This is a genomic window from Microbacterium sp. 22303 (genome assembly GCF_052045265.1).
In the GTDB taxonomy this organism is placed as follows: Bacteria; Actinomycetota; Actinomycetes; order Actinomycetales; family Microbacteriaceae; genus Microbacterium.
In genome coordinates, this window is sequence record NZ_JBQEOQ010000001.1 from 1,022,507 (window position 1) to 1,040,486 (window position 17,980).

Annotated in this window: 13 protein-coding genes; 4 read left to right on the forward strand and 9 right to left on the reverse strand. The window is 71.0% G+C overall.

Going from position 1 to position 17,980, the window contains the following annotated elements:
• The first annotated feature begins 307 nt into the window (after positions 1–307).
• On the forward strand, positions 308–1,291 hold the full coding sequence (locus ACTJI8_RS04905; protein ID WP_440732269.1) for a hypothetical protein: 984 nt from the start codon (positions 308–310) through the stop codon (positions 1,289–1,291).
• A gap of 240 nt (positions 1,292–1,531) precedes the next feature.
• The gene (gene metX / locus ACTJI8_RS04910) at positions 1,532–2,740 is read left to right on the forward strand and encodes a homoserine O-acetyltransferase MetX (RefSeq protein WP_440732270.1); all 1,209 of its coding nucleotides are present in this window, start codon (positions 1,532–1,534) and stop codon (positions 2,738–2,740) included.
• A gap of 109 nt (positions 2,741–2,849) precedes the next feature.
• Here the strand turns inward: metX and ACTJI8_RS04915 are convergent, their stop codons facing one another.
• Genes ACTJI8_RS04915 through ACTJI8_RS04935 form a run of 5 tightly spaced genes read right to left on the reverse strand, consistent with a single transcriptional unit; the run spans position 2,850 to position 7,464 of the window.
• The gene (locus ACTJI8_RS04915) at positions 2,850–3,512 is read right to left on the reverse strand and encodes an NUDIX hydrolase (protein WP_440732271.1); all 663 of its coding nucleotides are present in this window, start codon (positions 3,510–3,512) and stop codon (positions 2,850–2,852) included.
• A 60-nt stretch (positions 3,513–3,572) separates the two neighbouring features.
• Positions 3,573–4,814, reverse strand: a complete 1,242-nt coding sequence (locus tag ACTJI8_RS04920) for an MFS transporter (RefSeq protein WP_440732272.1) — start codon at positions 4,812–4,814, stop codon at positions 3,573–3,575.
• 9 nt (positions 4,815–4,823) lie between these two features.
• The gene (locus tag ACTJI8_RS04925; protein ID WP_440732273.1) at positions 4,824–5,171 is read right to left on the reverse strand and encodes a thiamine-binding protein; all 348 of its coding nucleotides are present in this window, start codon (positions 5,169–5,171) and stop codon (positions 4,824–4,826) included.
• Positions 5,171–6,529 carry a hypothetical protein gene (locus ACTJI8_RS04930; protein WP_440732274.1) on the reverse strand — a complete coding sequence of 453 codons (1,359 nt, stop codon included), beginning with the start codon at positions 6,527–6,529 and terminating at the stop codon, positions 5,171–5,173. Before ACTJI8_RS04930 ends, ACTJI8_RS04925 begins: the two co-directional genes overlap by 1 nt.
• Positions 6,526–7,464, reverse strand: a complete 939-nt coding sequence (locus ACTJI8_RS04935; protein ID WP_440732275.1) for an ADP-dependent NAD(P)H-hydrate dehydratase — start codon at positions 7,462–7,464, stop codon at positions 6,526–6,528. The genes ACTJI8_RS04930 and ACTJI8_RS04935 overlap by 4 nt, the downstream gene beginning before the upstream one ends.
• A 106-nt stretch (positions 7,465–7,570) precedes the next feature.
• Here ACTJI8_RS04935 and ACTJI8_RS04940 point away from each other — a divergent pair, with 106 nt between their 5' ends.
• Positions 7,571–8,638 carry an NADH:flavin oxidoreductase/NADH oxidase gene (locus tag ACTJI8_RS04940; RefSeq protein ID WP_440732276.1) on the forward strand — a complete coding sequence of 356 codons (1,068 nt, stop codon included), beginning with the start codon at positions 7,571–7,573 and terminating at the stop codon, positions 8,636–8,638.
• Between the two features lie 54 nt (positions 8,639–8,692).
• On the opposite strand, the gene ACTJI8_RS04945 is transcribed toward ACTJI8_RS04940, so the two are convergent.
• From ACTJI8_RS04945 to ACTJI8_RS04955, 3 genes are all read right to left on the reverse strand, one after another.
• The gene (locus ACTJI8_RS04945; protein ID WP_440732277.1) at positions 8,693–9,754 is read right to left on the reverse strand and encodes a hemolysin family protein; all 1,062 of its coding nucleotides are present in this window, start codon (positions 9,752–9,754) and stop codon (positions 8,693–8,695) included.
• The gene (locus ACTJI8_RS04950) at positions 9,751–11,064 is read right to left on the reverse strand and encodes a hemolysin family protein (protein ID WP_440732448.1); all 1,314 of its coding nucleotides are present in this window, start codon (positions 11,062–11,064) and stop codon (positions 9,751–9,753) included. The genes ACTJI8_RS04945 and ACTJI8_RS04950 overlap by 4 nt, the downstream gene beginning before the upstream one ends.
• 152 nt (positions 11,065–11,216) lie before the next feature.
• Positions 11,217–12,680, reverse strand: coding sequence for a GuaB1 family IMP dehydrogenase-related protein (locus tag ACTJI8_RS04955; protein WP_440732278.1), 1,464 nt, complete (start codon positions 12,678–12,680; stop codon positions 11,217–11,219).
• Positions 12,681–12,908: 228 nt separating this feature from the next.
• Between ACTJI8_RS04955 and ACTJI8_RS04960 the strand changes: the two genes are divergently transcribed.
• Positions 12,909–16,607, forward strand: a complete 3,699-nt coding sequence (locus ACTJI8_RS04960) for a multifunctional oxoglutarate decarboxylase/oxoglutarate dehydrogenase thiamine pyrophosphate-binding subunit/dihydrolipoyllysine-residue succinyltransferase subunit (protein ID WP_440732279.1) — start codon at positions 12,909–12,911, stop codon at positions 16,605–16,607.
• Between the two features lie 9 nt (positions 16,608–16,616).
• Here ACTJI8_RS04960 and ACTJI8_RS04965 read toward each other — a convergent pair whose 3' ends face one another.
• Positions 16,617–17,957: an APC family permease gene (locus tag ACTJI8_RS04965; protein WP_440732280.1), complete on the reverse strand. Its 1,341-nt coding sequence runs from the start codon at positions 17,955–17,957 to the stop codon at positions 16,617–16,619.
• Between the last annotated feature and the right edge of the window lie 23 nt (positions 17,958–17,980).

The following is a 17,980-nucleotide window of genomic DNA, read 5'->3' on the forward strand; positions in this document are numbered from 1 at the left end:
CCCCCCAAGAAAGGGAACCTCCCCGACTCTCGGGGTCCGTTCCGCTCCCGTGTTCATTTCGTGCGTGGTTGCTTCCGCCCGTGATCTGCCGCCGACGCCCCCTCTGAGGATCCACGCCCCCACTGAAATACGTCTCTGCGAGGGGGCGCGGGCGCTGAGACGGGGCGCCGATGTCACGGCGCGTCACAGACACCACGGCAGCGGGAGGCGGAGGCATTCGGTCCGCACACGGCGACGTTCGCCCAGACTCTGCACCGATTCGGATCCGGCGCTCCACCACGCGCGTTGCCGTCGTCAGACTACGCAGATGAGAAAGGCCGTCACCCTCGCGCAGGCGCGCGATCTGATGCGGAGCCGGGAGGATCTCCTGAGCTCCGGCAACACCGAACGTCAGATCCGCTCACTGGTCACCGCCCAGCGCGTGATCCGGGTACGTCGTGACCGCTACATCGACGCGTCCGCGCACGATGAGCTGTGGAACGAGGGCCGCCATCTCGTCGCTGTGCTCGCGGCCCACCTCAATGCGGATCCTCCCGGCCCCGTGTTCTGGGGGCCGTCCGCCGCGGTCGTCCACGGTCTGCCCTTGTACCGCCTCGCCCCGACGAAGGTGCACACCGTCATCCTCGGCGAGCGTCACGGTCGCACCCGCGCAGGCATCGCACAGCACAGCGTCGGGCTCGATGATGCCGACATCGTCGAGGTCGACGGGCTCCGGTGCACTTCCATCGAGCGCACGGTGCTCGACCTCGCCTGCACGACGTCGCCCGAAACTGGACTGTCTGCTGCGGATGCCGCCCTACGACGCGTCGCTGTCTCGAGGCACCGGCAGGACCCCGAGCACGCTGCGGCATGGCACCAGGGCATGTCGCAGCGTGCCGCCGTCGTTCGCGCGCGGGGCATTCGTCAGGCGCGACGGATCCTCGATTTCGCGGACGGCAGAGCCCAGTTGCCGGGCGAGAGCGTCAGCCGACTGCAGCTCCACCGCATCGGATTCACCGGCCTCGAGCTTCAGCCGCACGTGCTCGGATCCGAGGGCGATGACTACTGGCTCGACTTCGGATTCCCGCACAATCGGGTCTTCGGTGAGTTCGACGGCCAAGGGAAGTACCTGGATCCGGATCTGCGGAGCGCGGGCACAGCCGAAGAATCGGTGCTCGCCGAAAAGCGTCGAGAAGACGACGTCCGCGGCGTCACCGGATGGCGCTTCGCCCGCTGGGAAGACCGACACATCCGCACAGCCGATACGCTCTCGGCCCGGCTGCAGGCCTTCGGCGTCCGCCCGCCTGCATGACACGATGGCTCGACGCCCCCTCTGAGCGTCCACGCCCCCTCGGATGGACGTTGCTGCGAGGGGGCGCGGATGCTGCAAGGGGGCGCGAACTTGACTCGCCCGGCTGGCGCCCAACACCGCGTCGCCCATCGCCCGGCCACCCGCACCCGACCGCCCGGCCGGCCGCGCCCAGACGCGCTCGCCCGCGCCGCGATCCGTAACCTTCCGCACCCACCCGGCCGCACCCGGGAGAATGGATCCATGGACTGGCAGACGACCTCGGAGGACACGGTGCCCTCGGCACGCGTGTCGGAGGCGGACGCCCGCCTGCTGCGCGCCCGCCCGCCGTCCACCGGCGCCTGGCGCGACGGCGATCCGGCGGGCGATCGCCGGTTCGAGGCCTTCGGGCCGTTCCGCACCGAGGGAGGCGCGGAGCTTCCGCTGATCCGCATCGCGTACGAGTCCTGGGGCACGCTGAACGAGGCGCGCGACAACGCGATCCTCATCCTGCACGCGCTCACCGGAGACAGCCACGTGGTCGGCGAAGCCGGCCGCGGGCACGCCACGAGCGGCTGGTGGGGCGAGATCGTCGGCCCGGGCTGTGCCATCGACACCGACGAGTGGTTCGTGATCGCCCCGAACATGCTCGGTGGGTGCCAGGGATCCACCGGTCCCGCCAGCATCGCCCCTGACGGCTACGAATGGGCCTCGCGCTTCCCGTACCTCACGATCCGCGATCAGGTCGCCGCCCAGGTGCTGCTCGCGGACGCGCTCGGCATCGAGCGCTGGGGCGCGGTGATCGGCGGATCCATGGGCGGCATGCACGCCCTGGAGTGGGCGGTGGGCCAGCCCGAGCGCGTCGAGCGCCTCGCGATCCTGTCCTCTCCCCCGGTGACGACCGCCGACCAGCTCGCGCTGAACTTCGTGCAGCTGGAGACGGTGCGGATGGATCCGCGTTTCGCGGGCGGCGAGTACTACGACGCGCCCGTCGGCGAGGGTCCGCACCGCGGCCTCGCCCTGGCGCGGCGGATGGCGCTGTTGAACTACCGGAGCCCGATCGAGCTGAACCAGCGGTTCCAGCGCTCCTGGCAGTCCGACGTGTCGCCGCTCGGCCAGGGCGGTCGCTACGCCGTGGAGAGCTACCTCGACTTCCACGGCAACAAGTTCACCCGGCGCTTCGACGCGAACAGCTACCTCACGCTCGTGGAGGCGATGAACTCGCACGACATCGGGCGCGACCGCGGGGGCGTCGAGGATGCCCTCAAGCGAGTGACGGCGAGGACGCTCGTGCTCGGCATCGACACCGACCGGCTGTTCCCGGTCGACGGTCAGCACCGCATCGCCCGGGGCATCCCGCACACGCTGGACGGCAACGAGGCCGTCGTGCTCACGAGCGACTTCGGCCATGACGGCTTCCTCATCGAGACCGACGGTGTCGGCCGACACCTGGAGCGGCTGCTCGGCTCCTGACGCCATGGCTCGGTCGGCCCTGCCGTGATGCGACGGTCCGTCCGCAATTCCGGGAGCCCGGGCCCCGCGCCCACGGCGAGGCGCGTCGTCGGCGAGGCGCCGCCATCGATCAGAGGCGCTCGAACCGCCAGACCGGATCCTCTGCGACCAGGCGCTCCCTGGCGCCCGTCGCCGCCCCGGCGAGCTCATCGCCGTCCCAGAAGAAGAGAGTGCCCGCCGCGGTCGCCTGCATCCGAGTGCGGAACACGGCCGGATCCTGAATGCGGGTCAGAGCCTCCTCCACGCCGGTCGCGCCGCACAGCGCGTCCAGGGTGCGCCAGGTCGGCGGCATCAGCGCGATCTCTCCGGCGTCCCGGGCGGCGAGCGCGGCCTCCGGTGTCAGCCACCGCGTCGTCACCACCTCGTGCACAGCCGGACGGATCACGCCGCCCGGATCCGCCGCGAGGAAGAACCAGGTCCGCACACGCTTCGGGATCCCTGCGGGCGGCACCCAGCACGACAGGGGCACCAGTCGTTCGAGCTCCAGCCCCACCTCCTCAGCCGTCTCGCGCACGGCGGCGCGGCAGGCGTCCTCGAGCTCGTCGGCTCCCGGGATCCGATCGCCCGGCTCGATCATGCCGCCGGGGAACACCCACGCGCCCGGGAACGAACCGCGGTCGGGCCGACGCAGCAGCAGCACCTCCATGCCCTCCGCTGCGTCGCGGAGGATCACCGCCGTGCCTGCGACGGGCAGGTCCTCGACGGCAGAATCACGATCGGGGGCGGTGCTCATCCGCCCATGCTAGGACGCGCCGGGGTTCGCTCCCCTGGCGGCTCGGCGATCGGAGCCCGCTCAGGCCAGGTCGCGCACGCGCACCGATCCGGTCTCGGTGTGGAAACGGCGCTGCACGGCGTAGGACGCGATCGCGATCCCGAGGCCGACGACGGCGAGGCCGGCACCCACCCAGGACGGAGCGGCGAAGCCCCAGCCCCACGCGATCACGAGTCCGCCGAGGAACGCGCCGAGGCTGTTGCCGATGTTCAGCGCGGAGTGGTTCAGTGCCGCTGCGATGGACTGGTTGTCGCCCGCGACCTCCATGAGGCGGGTCTGGATCGCCGGGCTCAGGATCGACGAGAGCAGCGCCATCACGAACGAGAGCGGCACGAGCAGCCAGATCGAGAAAGACAGGATCGCGAGCAGCACGAGCACCACGGCCATCGCGCCGAGCCCCACCAGCAGGGTAAGCCTGAGGTTGCGGTCGCCGAAGACGCCGCCGAGCAGGTTGCCGATGGTCATGCCGAGCCCGAACACGACCAGCGTGACCGGCACCATCCATTCCGGCGCGCCCGCCCGCTCCGTGACGACGGGAGCGATGTAGCTGTAGACCGCGAAGAACCCGCCGAAACCGATGGCGCCGGTCGCAAGTGCGAACCAGACCTGGGGGCGGCGGAACACGCGCAGTTCGGCGCGGAAGGTGCGTCCGGGATCACCCTCATGCTCCGGCACGAAGAGGGCGATGCAGACCGTGGCGAGCGCGAACACGATCGTGACGACGAGGAACGCGCTGCGCCATCCGACGTGCTGCCCGAGGTAGGTTCCCGCGGGCACGCCGACCACGTTCGCGATGGTGAGACCGGTCAGGATGAAGGCCACGCCCTTGGCGCGCTTGCCCGGGCCGAGCACATCGGAGGCGACGAGCGCGCCGATCCCGAAGTAGGCGCCATGCGGGAGGCCCGCGATGAAGCGGGCGAGCCCGACCGTCTCGAACGTCGGCAGCACGACGGCGAGGCCGTTGCCGAGAGTCAGCGCGATCGCAAGACCGATCATCACCTTGTGGCGGGGAAAGCGCGCGACGAGGCCGGCGATGGTGGGCGCGCCGAGCACGACGCCCAGCGCGTAGAGCGACACCAGGATGCCGGCGCGGCCGATGGCCTCATCCGGGTTCTGCGCCCAGAGCTCGGGCAGCAGGTCCTGCGCGATGTTGGGCAGCAGGCCCATCGCGACGAACTCGGTCATGCCGATGCCGAAGCTGCCGATGGCGAGGGAGAGGAGCGCCCGCTTCGCCGCACCCCTCGAGAGGCTCGAGGGTTTCATCCGTCCAGCTTAGAGGCTGCCGGACTCCTCGATGGCCTGCTCGAGGCGCGCGATCTTGCCGTCGATCTCGCCGGTGTAGCCGGGGCGGATGTCGGCCTTGAGCACGAGGGAGACACGCGAGCCGAACGGCATGACGGCCTCGGTGGCGCGCTTGACGACATCCATGACCGTGTCCCAGTCGGGGCCCTCGATCTCGGTGAACATGCTCGTGGTGCGGTGCGCGAGTCCGGAGGCGCGGACCACGGCCACGGCGGCGGCGACGGCGTCGTGCACCGAGGCGTCTGCGCTCTCGGGGCGATCAGGTGCGGATCCGCCCTGCGGCGAACCGGACGGGGCGACGGAGAAGGCGACGAGCATCAGGACCTCCGGGTTTCGGGGAGTTCGGCGACGAGGAACGCTCTGCGGCGCACCGGGGTGCGCACGATCGCGCGGATCGCGATCACGCAGATGACGACGACGAGGATGTTGCGGGCGCTCAGCAGCGCGATCGGCAGGGCCTGCGCCGCCAGCAGCTGGTCGTACACGACAGGGTAGACCGCCTGGGTGAGCGCGTAGTCGACGAGCACGAGGATCGCCGGGATCCGCACGCGAGGACCGTCGAGGAGGCACCACAGCACGAGCGGGGCGAGCATCCACACCTGGAACTGCGGCGAGCCGATCTTGTTGCACGCGATCAGGACGGCGACGAGGGCGAGCATGGTCGCGGGGAGCAGACGCCGGGCCGAGGCGCCGGCGCGCAGCTTCCACAGGGCGAGCGCGGCCACGGCGACCACGCCCGCCACCATGAGCGGGGTGAGCAGCGCGGCGACGACGTCCACGCCGGGGCCCGCGAGCTGGAACGTGAGGATCTGGCGGTCGTACTGGATGCGTGTGACCCCGACCTGAGTGAGCCACAACAGCGGCGTCGCACCGACCGCCTCGATCTGCAGCCCGCGACCGCTCATCTGGCTGAGGAAACCGAGGAGGTTCTTGGATCCGCCCAGCAGCACGAGCCCGAGCACGACCACGAACGTGACGATCGCCGCCGAGGCGAGCATGCGAATCCGGCCACGCAGCAGTGCAAGAGCCGCGACGAACAGGGCACCGGGCCAGATCTTGATCCAGGCTCCGATCGTGAACAGCGCGCTCGCAACCGCGGGGCGGGAGAACAGCCACAGACCGCCGATGATCGCGAGCGGCACGGTGATCGCGTCGATCCGGAACATCGCGATGGGGCCGAGCAGGACGAGCGCGACCATCCAGAGCAGGGCGGCGCCGCGACGGATCCGGCTGCGTCGCGCCCTGGTGCCGCGCAGCAGGAATGCGAATCCGACGGCGTCGAGCGCAGTCACCAGGATCGACCAGGCGACGACGTAGCTCGCGGATCCGACGGCGTAGGACCCGGGGAACAGCGGATGGATGAGCTGCGACAGCCCTTGGGCGATGAGCATGGGCACGAGGGCGAGCTGAGGGTAGACCCAGCTCTCCGTGATGCCGACGATCGCGCCGCCGCCGAGAGCGTTGCGCGCCCACGGCTCGTACACGAAGACGGTGTCGCCCATCGGCAGCGCGGGCATCCGCCACCCGATCATCGAGACGTACAGATGCGCGATGACGAATGCCAGCCACAGCACGGTGAGCGGCAGGCCCGCGCGACGCACTGCGGACGCCTTCGGCGAATCGTCGCGACGGCTCGGTTCGGCGCGGATCGCGCCCGTCGGCTCGGCACCGGTCACGAGCGGTCCTCCTGGGTCTCTTCGTCGTGTTCGTCGTCGACGCGCCCCCGCTCGTCGCCGTTGCGGACCAGCGCGATGGCCGCCGGCAGCCCTTCCGCTACCTGGAGTGCGACGATCGGGCGCCCGGGACCGCCCGATGCGGTGCCCGATGCGATCCGCCCGGCAAGCCCGTGCAGCCACGCCGCAGCGGCAGCCAGCTCGGCGAGCGCCGTGGTCCCGCCCGCCGCACGGTCGGCGGCGACGAGCGCGCCGATCACGCCGGCCAGCACGTCGCCGGTGCCGGCTGTGGCCAGCCACGGCGTCCCCGCATCGACGGCGAACACGCCGGTGGCGTCGGCGATCAACGTGGTCGCGCCCTTGAGCAGCACCGCGCCGCCCAGCGCCTCGGCGGTCTCGTTCACCGCGTTCGCGCGCGCTGACGGATCCCGCAGGGCATCAGGGACGAGCTCGCCGAGTCCCAGCTGCGCCCGCAGCCGCACGAACTCCTCCGCGTGCGGCGTGGCGATCACCGGGGCGTTCGCTGCAGGAAGCAGATCCAGCGCTCCCGCGTCGACGACGACGGGGGCCGCACCGTCCAGCAGCGCACGCAGCGCGGTCGTCTCCGACTCCGAGCGGGTCGCGGCATCGGTGCCGGAGCCGATGACCCAGGCCTCGGCCCGGATGGCGGCGGAGCCGGGCTCGGTCGCGACGGTCTCGGGGCGTCGCGCGAGCACGAGGTCCGCCGCCCGCCGCGGGCCGACGTAGCGCACGTAGCCGCAGCCGGCGCGCCACGCGCCCTCCACGCCGAGCACGGCCGCGCCCGGGTACGCGTCGGATCCGGTGCGCAGCGCGACGACGCCGCGGCTGCGCTTGTCGGAGTCGGCGCTCGGCGCGCGCAGCAGTGCGCGGGTGCGGTCGTCCGACCACGGGCGCACCGGACCGGCGAAGAAAGGCATGCGTCAACGGTACTGGGCCGCGGCTGTGCGCGCCGCCGAGGGATCCGGATGATGCGGATCCGCGGATCCGCCCCCCGACCTGTCCGGCGACCGGTAGCGTCGGACCGTGAGCCACCTGTTCTCCCCGCTGACCATCCGATCCGTCACCTTGAGCAACCGCCTGTGGGTCTCGCCCATGTGCATGTACAGCGCCGTCGACGGCGTGCCGCAGGAATGGCACCACGCCCATCTCGCGCAGTTCGCCTCCGGCGGTGCGGGCCTCATCGTGGCCGAAGCCACCGCTGTCGTGCCGGAGGGCCGGATCAGCCCGCGCGACACCGGTCTGTGGAACGACGCGCAGCGCGACGCCTGGGCGTCGATCGTCGACGCGGTGCACGCGCGCGGCGCCCGGATCGGGGTGCAGCTCGCACATGCCGGCCGCAAGGCCTCGACCTGGTGGCCGTGGGCCGAGGAGCGCGGATCCGTCCCCGCTGCCCAGGGCGGCTGGACCACGGTCGCACCCTCGGCGATCGCGTTCGAAGGCTTCGACGCGCCCGAGGCCCTCGACGCGTCGGGCATTGCCGGCGTCGTCGACGCGTTCGCGGTGGCCGCACGCCGCGCCCTCGACGCGGGCTTCGACGTGCTGGAGATCCACGGCGCGCATGGGTACCTGCTGCACCAGTTCCTCTCGCCGCTCAGCAACCACCGCGACGACGCGTATGGCGGCTCGCTCGAGAACCGCACCCGGCTCCTGCTCGAGGTCACCGACGCGGTGCGCCGGGTCGCGGGCGACGAGGTACCGGTGTTCATGCGGATCTCCGCCACCGACCACGCCCCGGGCGGCTTCACGCCGGACGAGGCCGCCGTGGTGGCGGAATGGGCGGTCGAGCACGGCGCGGATCTCATCGACGTCTCCAGCGGCGGGCTCGTCGCCCACCAGCGCATCGAAGTCCACCCGGGTTACCAGGTGCCGCTCGCCGCGGCCGTGCGCCAGGGCGGCAGGATCCCCTCCTCCGCCGTGGGGCTGCTGACGAGCGGCGCCCAAGCCGAGTCCGTGCTCGCCGAGGGTGCGGCGGACGCGATCTTCGCCGGACGGGAGTGGCTGCGCGATCCGCATTTCGGGCTGCGCGCCGCGCACGAACTCGGCGAAGAGGTCGCCTGGCCCGACCAGTATCTGCGCGCCCGCTGGCACTGAGCAGTGAGGGGTCGTCGAGCGCATCGCTCGCTCAACGCCCCCTTGAGGCGAGACTCAGCGCCCGAAGCCGCGACGGGTGATGTCGCGCACCTCGCCGACGAGCTCCTCGATGATGTCCTCCAGGAACAGGATCGCCGTCGTCTCGCCCGCCGCGTTGCGCACCTGCGCGAGGTGTCGCCCCGCGCGCCGCATGATCGCGAGCGCATCCTCGAGATCGGTGTCCTCCTGCATCGGCACCATCTGGTGGACGCGCTTCGCGGGGATCGGCGCAGCCGCGCGCACCGCTGCATCCGGCCCTTCAGCCGAGCGGATCACGTCCTTCAGGTGCACGTAGCCCACCGGTGCCCCTTCGGTGTCGACCATGACGTAGCGCGAGAAGCCGTGCTTGGCGACGGCCCGCTCCACGTCGTCCGGGGTCGCGCCGAGCGGCAGCGTGACGAGGCCGGCGAGCGGCACGGCGACGTCGCGTGCGTCCTTGTCCGTGAACTCGACGACCGCGCTCACGGTGCCCGCGGAGTCGGTCAGCATGCCCTCACGACGGGACTGATCCACGATCGTGGCGACCTCGTCGAGCGTGAACGTCGATGCGGCTTCGTCCTTCGGCTCCACACCGAAAAGCCGCACGACGCCATTGGCGGTGGCGTTCAGCGCGCGGATCACCGGATAGAACACCTTGGAGATCCACACCAGCGGCGCCGCGAGGATCAGCACCGCCCGGTCCGGCACCGAGAACGCGAGGTTCTTCGGCACCATCTCGCCGAACACCACGTGCAGGAACGACACGATGACCAGGGTGATGATGAACGCGATGGCGTCCACCGCCCCCTCGGCCAGCCCGAGTGCGCCCAGGGGCGCGGCGAGCAGGTGGTGCATCGCGGGCTCCGACACGTTCAGGATCAGCAGCGAGCACACGGTGATGCCGAGCTGCGAGGTCGCCAGCATGAGCGTGGCGTGCTCCATCGCGTACAGCGCGGTGCGCGCGGAACGGGATCCGCGTTCGGCGAGCGGCTCGATCTGCGACCGGCGCGCGGAGATCACCGCGAACTCCGCCGCGACGAAGAACGCGTTGAAGGCGAGCAGCACGAACAGCCATGCGATTCCGGCCCAGTCGCTCATCGCTCGCCCCCCTCCTCGGTCGTGGCCTCGGGCATGAAGCGGATCCGATCCACCCTTCGCCCCTGCATGCGCACGACGTGCAGGGTGCCGCCCGGCACGGGCACTTCGTCGCCGGCCTTGGGCAGCCGCTCCAGCACGCTCATCACGTAGCCGCCGACCGTGTCGTACACGTCGCCCTCCGGCACCTCGATGCCGGTGCTCGCACGCAGTTCGTCGGGGCGCAGCTCCGCGGGGAAGGTGATCCCGTCGCGGCTCTTCACGACGCCGGCCCTGCTGCGGTCGTGCTCGTCGGACACCTCGCCGACGATCTCCTCGACGAGGTCCTCGAGGGTCACGATCCCCGCGGTGCCGCCGTACTCGTCCACGACGATTGCGAGCTGGTAGCCACCGCCGCGCAGCTCGGCCACGAGCGCATCCAGGTGCACGGTCTCCGGCACGCGCAGCGGCTCGGAGGAGAGCGCACCCACCGGCACCTCGGTGCGGCGGTCGCGCGGCACCGACACGGCCGCCTTCAGATGCACCACGCCGGTGATGTCGTCGAGGTCCTCGTCGAAAACCGGGAAACGGCTGTGGCCGGTGCGCCGGGCCAGCCCGATCACGCCGTCGGCGGAATCCGCCGCCGAGATCGCGTGCATGCTCGGGCGCGGGGTCATCACGTCGCCCGCCGTGAGCCGCGCGAAGCCGAGGCTGCGATCCAGCAGCGTCGCGGTGTCCTCCTCGAGCACACCGGCGCTCGCGGAACGGCGCACCAGCGAACTGAGCTCTTCCGCCGAGCGCGCACCGCTGAGCTCCTCCTTGGGCTCGATGCCGATGGCACGGAGCACGCCGTTGGCGCTGCCGTTCAGCAGCGCGACGACGGGGCGGAACACCATCGTGAACACGGTCTGGAACGGGATGACGACCTTGGCGGTCGCGACCGGCAGCGCCATCGCGAAGTTCTTCGGCACGAGCTCGCCGAGGATCATCGACAGCATCGTGGCGACCGTCATCGCGACGATCACGGCGATCGTGACGGTGACGGGCTCGGGGATCCCCCACGAGCTGAGCAACGGACGGAGCAGGTTCGACAGCGCCGGCTCCATCGTGAAACCGGTCAGCAGGGTGGTCAGCGTGATGCCGAGCTGCGCCGAGGACAGGTGCGTCGAGGTGATCTTCAGCGCCGCGATGGTCATGCCCAGGCGGCTCTCGCCGCGATCCCGTCGCGCCTCCAGATCGGCGCGGTCGAGGTTGACCAGGGCGAACTCGCTGGCGACGAACAGGCCCGTCCCCACGATGAGCAGAAGCCCCACGCCCAACCAGATGTAATCCATCACGGTGTCACCTCCGACGAAGCGGAGAGCGGGCAGTGGGGCGATGTACTACACGAGGGAGGGTCGTCCATGGTGCGAACGATTCTATCGTCCCGCGGCTCTACTTTCCGTCGGCGCGGGCGATGCGACCGGATGCACGGTCGTCGGCGTGATCACCAGCTGACCGGCAGCGCCTTGCCCTCTTCGTAGCCTGCCGCGGATTGCAGCCCGACAAGCGCCCGCTCGTGGAACTCCGGCACGGAGGATGCGCCTGCGTAGGTGAACGAGGAGCGCACGCCCGAGGTGATCATGTCGAGCAGATCCTCGACACCGGGACGGAGCGGATCCAGGTAGATCCTGGAAGACGAGATGCCTTCGGCGAACAGCTCCTTGCGGGCACGCTCGTACGCATCGAGACGGCCGAAGCGCGCCTGCACCGCCTTGGTCGAGGCCATGCCCCACGACTCCTTGTAGATGCGCCCCTCCGCGTCGCTCTGCAGCTCACCCGGGGCCTCGATCGTGCCGGCGAACCAGGAGCCGACCATCACCGATGCGGCCCCCGCGGCGAGGGCGAGGGCGACGTCGCGCGGGTAGCGCACTCCCCCGTCCGCCCACACGTGCGCGCCGAGCTCGGCGGCGGCCTGCGCCGTCTCCAGCACGGCGGAGAACTGCGGGCGCCCCACCGCCGTCATCATGCGGGTGGTGCACATCGCGCCGGGTCCGACCCCGACCTTCAGGATCGATGCGCCGGCGTCGACGAGGTCCCGCACGCCATCGGCCGTGACGATGTTGCCGGCCACGATCGGAATGCCGAGATCGAGCGCCGCGACCGTGCGCAGCGCCCGCAGCATCCCCTCCTGATGACCGTGCGCGGTGTCGACCACCAGCACGTCCACCCCGGCCGCCGCCAGGGCAGTGGCCTTGGCTGCGACGTCGCCGTTGATCCCGACCGCGGCGGCCACGGCCAGACGCCCTGCGGCGTCGACCGCGGGCCGGTACAGCGTGGAGCGCAGCGCTCCGCGCGCGGTCTGCGTGCCCACCAGGTGACCGTGCTGCAGCACGCACACCATCTCGGCCTCGACAGCGGTGATCGCGTCGAACGCCGCACGCGGGTCGGCGACGTCCTCGGCGTCGAGCGACGGGGAGTCGGCGCGGACCAGGTCGCCGAGCTGAGCGTCCCGCAACGCGGACGCGAGGCGGACGGCGGGCAGTATTCCGTGGATCGCGTCGACGTGGAGGCCGTCCGGGCCGCGCGGCGCGTCCGCGACCACGATGCCGTGACCGTCGGTGGCCGGCAGCAGCCGGAGCGCGTCCTCCACGGTCGCTCGCGGCGAGAGCACGAGCGGGGTGTCCCAGGACACCGGCTGGCGCTTGACCCAGCGGATCGCCTCGTCCAGCTCCTGCAGCGGCATGTCCTGCGGCAGCACGCCGATCCCGCCGCGGCGGGCGAGGGTCGCGGCGAGCCGCGGGCCGGTGACCGAGTTCATGTTCGAGGACACCAGCGGGATGGTCGCCGGGGTGCCGTCCTGCGGCGCAAGATCGACCTGGAGCCTGCTGGTCACGTCCGAGTGACGCGGCACCAGGAACACGTCGGAGTAGGTGAGGTCGACCATGGGTCCTTCGCCGGAGAACTGCATGCACACAGGGTATGCCTCCCCCGCCCGGAACGCCTCGGCGCCGCGTCCTTCCGGACTCGGCGTCGTGACCCCGGGCGACCCGCGTGCCGAACGTCTCGCCGCGCCCTGCGATCCAGGCCCGCACCGGGGCTGTGACACGTTAGGCTTGACACCCGGATGAGTGGCCATACCCGGAGACCACCGGGGACGGATCCCACCAGATTCAGCGATGAAAGAGGGCGATCGAGCGTGTCGAGCCAGGTGACCGGCGTCGGGACTTCTGGAGATGGAGAGTTCGGGGCCAATTCCTGGCTCGTCGACGAGCTGTACGAACAGTTCAAGGTCGACCGCAACTCCGTCGACAAGGAGTGGTGGCCGGTCCTCGAGAACTACCGCCCCTCCGAGCCTGCGACGGCTCCCGCCGCCCCCGCTGCTGCCGCGCCGCCGGCCGCTCCCGCCACCGCCCCGGACACGCACCCCGTGACCGCTCCGGTCCCGGTGATCGGCCAGCAGCCCGTGGCACGCACCACGACGAAGCCCGCCCGCCAGGCCCCGATCCCCGCCCAGGCGCAGGATCGCGCCACCGCGGAACCCGGCGCCGAGCAGCACGAGGACGTCGTCACGCCGCTGCGCGGCATGCCGAAGACCCTCGCCGCGAACATGGACGAGTCGCTCACCGTCCCCACGGCGACGAGCGTGCGCACCGTCCCGGCGAAGCTGATGATCGACAACCGCATCGTCATCAACAACCACATGTCCCGCACCCGCGGCGGCAAGGTCTCCTTCACGCACCTCATCGGCTGGGCGCTGATCCAGGCGCTGAAGGAGTTCCCGAGCCAGAACGTCTTCTACGCCGAGGTCGACGGCAAGCCCAGCGTCGTCGCCCCCGCGCACGTGAACCTCGGCATCGCCATCGACATCCCCAAGCCCGACGGCACCCGCGCCCTGCTCGTGCCGAGCATCAAGCGTGCCGAGTCGCTCACGTTCAGCGAGTACCTCTCCGCGTATGAGGACCTCATCGGCCGCGCGCGCGGGAACAAGCTCACCGCCGCGGACTTCCAGGGCACCACGCTGTCCCTGACGAACCCGGGCGGCATCGGCACCGTGCACTCCGTGCCGCGCCTGATGAAGGGCCAGGGCTGCATCATCGGCGCCGGCGCCCTCGAGTACCCGGCCGAGTTCCAGGGCTCCAGCCAGAAGACGCTGGACGTGCTCGGCATCGGCAAGACGATCACGCTCACCTCGACCTATGACCACCGGGTCATCCAGGGCGCGGGCTCGGGCGAGTTCCTGAAGAAGGTGCACGAGCTGCTGATCGGCGAGCGCGGCTTCTACGAGGGCATCTTCCGTGCTCTGCGGATCCCGTACGCCCCGATCCACTGGAACAAGGACATCGCGGTCGACCTCGCCGAGCGCATCGACAAGACCGCCCGCGTGCAGGAGCTGATCAACTCCTACCGCGTGCGCGGCCACCTCATGGCCGACATCGACCCGCTCGAGTACGTGCAGCGCACACACCCCGACCTCGAGATCGAGACCCACGGACTGACGTTCTGGGATCTGGACCGCGAGTTCGTCACGAACGGCTTCGGTGGTCACCGTCAGCTGAAGCTGCGCGAGATCCTCGGTGTGCTCCGCGACTCCTACTGCCGCACGATCGGCATCGAGTACATGCACATCCAGGATCCGGAGCAGCGCCGCTGGTTCCAGGACAAGGTCGAGGTCAAGTACGTCAAGCCCGGCCACGACGAGCAGCTGCGCGTGCTCAGCAAGCTCAACGAGGCCGAGGCCTTCGAGACCTTCCTGCAGACCAAGTACGTGGGCCAGAAGCGCTTCTCGCTCGAAGGCGCGGAATCGCTCGTGCCGCTGCTGGATGAGATCCTGCAGGGCGCCGCCGGTGCGGGACTCGACGGTGCCGCGATCGGCATGGCGCACCGCGGCCGCCTGAATGTGCTCGCGAACATCGCCGGCAAGACCTACGGGCAGGTGTTCCGCGAGTTCGAGGGATCCACCCTTCCGGGCAACCAGCGCGGATCCGGCGACGTCAAGTACCACCTCGGCAAGGAGGGCACCTTCGTCGCCGACGACGGCGCCGAGCTGCCGATCCTCCTCGCCGCGAACCCCTCGCACCTGGAGACCGTGGACGGCGTGCTCGAGGGCATCGCGCGTGCCAAGCAGGACCGCAAGCCGATCGGCACGTTCACCTGGCTGCCGATCCTGGTGCACGGCGACGCCGCCTTCGCGGGCCAGGGCGTCGTCGTGGAGACCCTGCAGATGTCGCAGCTGCGCGGCTACCGCACCGGTGGCACCGTGCACGTGGTCGTGAACAACCAGGTCGGCTTCACCACGCTGCCCAACGACTCGCGCACCTCGGTGTATGCGACCGACGTCGCGAAGACCATCCAGGCGCCGGTCCTGCACGTGAACGGCGACGACCCCGAAGCCGTCGTGCACGTCGCGCAGCTCGCGTTCGAGTACCGTGAGCGGTTCCACCGCGACATCGTGATCGACCTGGTGTGCTATCGCCGCCGCGGCCACAACGAGGGTGACGACCCGTCGATGACGCAGCCGCTGATGACCGACCTGATCCAGGCGAAGCGCTCGGTGCGCAGCCTCTACACCGACGCTCTCGTCGGTCGTGGCGACATCACCCAGGAGGAGTACGACCAGGCCAAGGCCGACTTCCAGAACCGCCTGGAGATCGCCTTCGCGGAGACGCACGCGGCGGAGACCGGTGCCACGCCGATCGCCCCCGACCTCCCGCCCGTCGACGAGCAGATCGGCACCCCCGAGGTCACCGGCGTTCCGCTCGAGGTCGTGCACCTGATCGGCGACGCGCACGCGAACAAGCCCGAGGGCTTCACCGTGCACCCGAAGCTGCAGCAGGCCATGGACAAGCGCGTCGACATGAGCCGCAACGGCGCGATCGACTGGGGCTTCGGCGAGCTGCTCGCCTTCGGTTCGCTGCTCGTCGAGGGCACACCCGTCCGTCTGGCCGGCCAGGACTCGCGCCGCGGCACGTTCGTGTCGCGTCACGCCGTCCTGCACGACCGGGAGAACGGCCAGGAGTGGCTGCCGCTGGCGAACCTGTCCGATAACCAGGCCCGGTTCTTCGTCTACGACTCGCTGCTCAGCGAATACGCCGCGCTCGGCTTCGAGTACGGCTATTCGGTGGAACGCCCCGAGGCGCTGGTGCTGTGGGAGGCGCAGTTCGGCGACTTCGTGAACGGCGCGCAGTCGGTCATCGACGAGTACATCTCCGCCGCCGAGCAGAAGTGGGGCCAGCAGTCGAGCGTCGTGCTGCTGCTGCCGCACGGCTACGAGGGGCAGGGGCCGGATCACTCCTCCGGGCGCATCGAGCGGTTCCTGCAGCTGTGCGCGCAGGACAACATGACCGTGGCGCGCCCGTCCACGCCGGCGAGCTACTTCCATCTGCTGCGCCGTCAGGCCTACGCGAAGCCGCGCCGGCCGCTCATCGTGTTCACGCCGAAGGCGATGCTGCGACTGCGCGGCGCGACCAGCCCGGTCGAGGACTTCACCCGCGGCAAGTTCGAGGCCGTGATCGATGACACCCGGCAGCTCGACCGCACGGCCGTCAAGCGCGTGATCTTCCACTCCGGCAAGGTGCACTGGGACCTGGTCGCCGAGCTCGAGAAGAACCCGAACCCGGAGATCGCTCTGGTGCGCGTCGAACAGCTCTACCCCGTGCCGCTGCGCGCGCTCAAGGCCGTCGCCGACACCTACCCCAACGCCGAGATCGTCTGGCTGCAGGAGGAGCCGGAGAACCAGGGCGCCTGGCCGTTCCTCGCGCTGCACTTCCAGACCGTGCCCGGTCCGCGTGTCGTGCGCCCGATCACCCGGCCCGCATCGGCCGCGCCGTCGACGGGATCCTCGAAGGTGCACGCCGCGGAGCAGGCCGACCTGCTCTCGCGGGCGCTGACCCTCTGAGTCGACTCCTCAGCGGATCGACGCGGTGTCCCGGTTCTCCGGGGCACCGCGTCGTCGTTCGCGGACGTTCCGGACGGCGGTCACGGCGAGCGCGATGACAGCGACCGCGGCGGGTACGACGAGCGCGACCCCCGCGAGCAGCAGCAGTCCGATCGTGCAGACCGAGGCGATCACCGCCATCCACCAGCCGGGTGTGCGCCGCGGCAGGATCCGGATCGCCGCGATCATGCCGATCGTGTAGACGGCCACCATGCTCGCGGTGTGGATGAGGATGAACGGCGCCAGCGCGAACCCGGTCGCCCACGACACCGCGAAGTAGGCCAGCACGAGCGCCATCGACAGCAGCAGCGCGCGGCGCGGCACCTCGCCCGACTCCGCGCCCTTCGCGAACCAGCGGGGCAGGTCGCCGTTGCCGGCGAGCGATGCCCCGAGCTTGCCGAACGCGGCGAGGTAGACGTTGAGCACGCCGAGCGCGACCACCGCCGAGACCACGCCGATGAGCGTGGGTGCCGCGCGCACGCCACCCGCCTCGGCGAGATCGAGCAGGACGACATCGCCGCGCCCCGCCCGCTCCCCCAGGGCGCCGACGGTCACGACCTGCAGCGCGAGATAGCAGCCGCCCGCGAGCACGAGCGTGATCGCCGTGGCCAGCGGGATGGTGCGCCGCGGCCGGGCGAACTCGCCGGAGATGTGGGTGCCCACCTCCCAGCCGGCGAAGGCCCACACGAACATCACGATCGCCGTACCCACGCCGCCCCATCCATGCGGCAGGAACGGCGTGAAGCTCTCCGGGCGCACGGCGGGCGCCGCCACCGCGACCACCACGACGACGATCGCGAGCAGCAGGCCGGTCAGCACCAGCTGCAGCCAGCCGGTCAGCCGCACCCCGAACAGGTTGGCGACGAACGGCACCACGAGGAACCCGAGAGCGAGCCAGGGCACACCCGCGCTGTCGATCCCGACCGCGGTCGCGATGTAGCGGGCGCCGAGCACCGACACGACGGGCCCTCCCGCCGCGACGCCGAACAGGAACCAGTACCCGGTGGCCCGCGCCGCGGTGGGGCCGAGAGCCCGACGCGCGTAGCTGGCCACGCCGCCCGGATCCGGGTGACGCGCGGCGAGCGCCGCGAACGCGCCCGCGAGCGGCACCGCCAGGAGCGTGATCACCCCGACCGCGATGAGGCTGGCGGGGCCCGCCGTCTTCGCCGCGAGCCCGGGGAGCACCAGCAGGCCGGTGCCGAGCACGGAGGCGAGGTACAGCGCGATGCCCTGGGCCAGCCCGAGCCCGGGCGGCGCGACGATGCCAAGGTCTGCGCCGTCGGCGCCCTCTGCGGGACGGAGTGCGGTCATCCCCTCACGGTAACGAGGGGGGC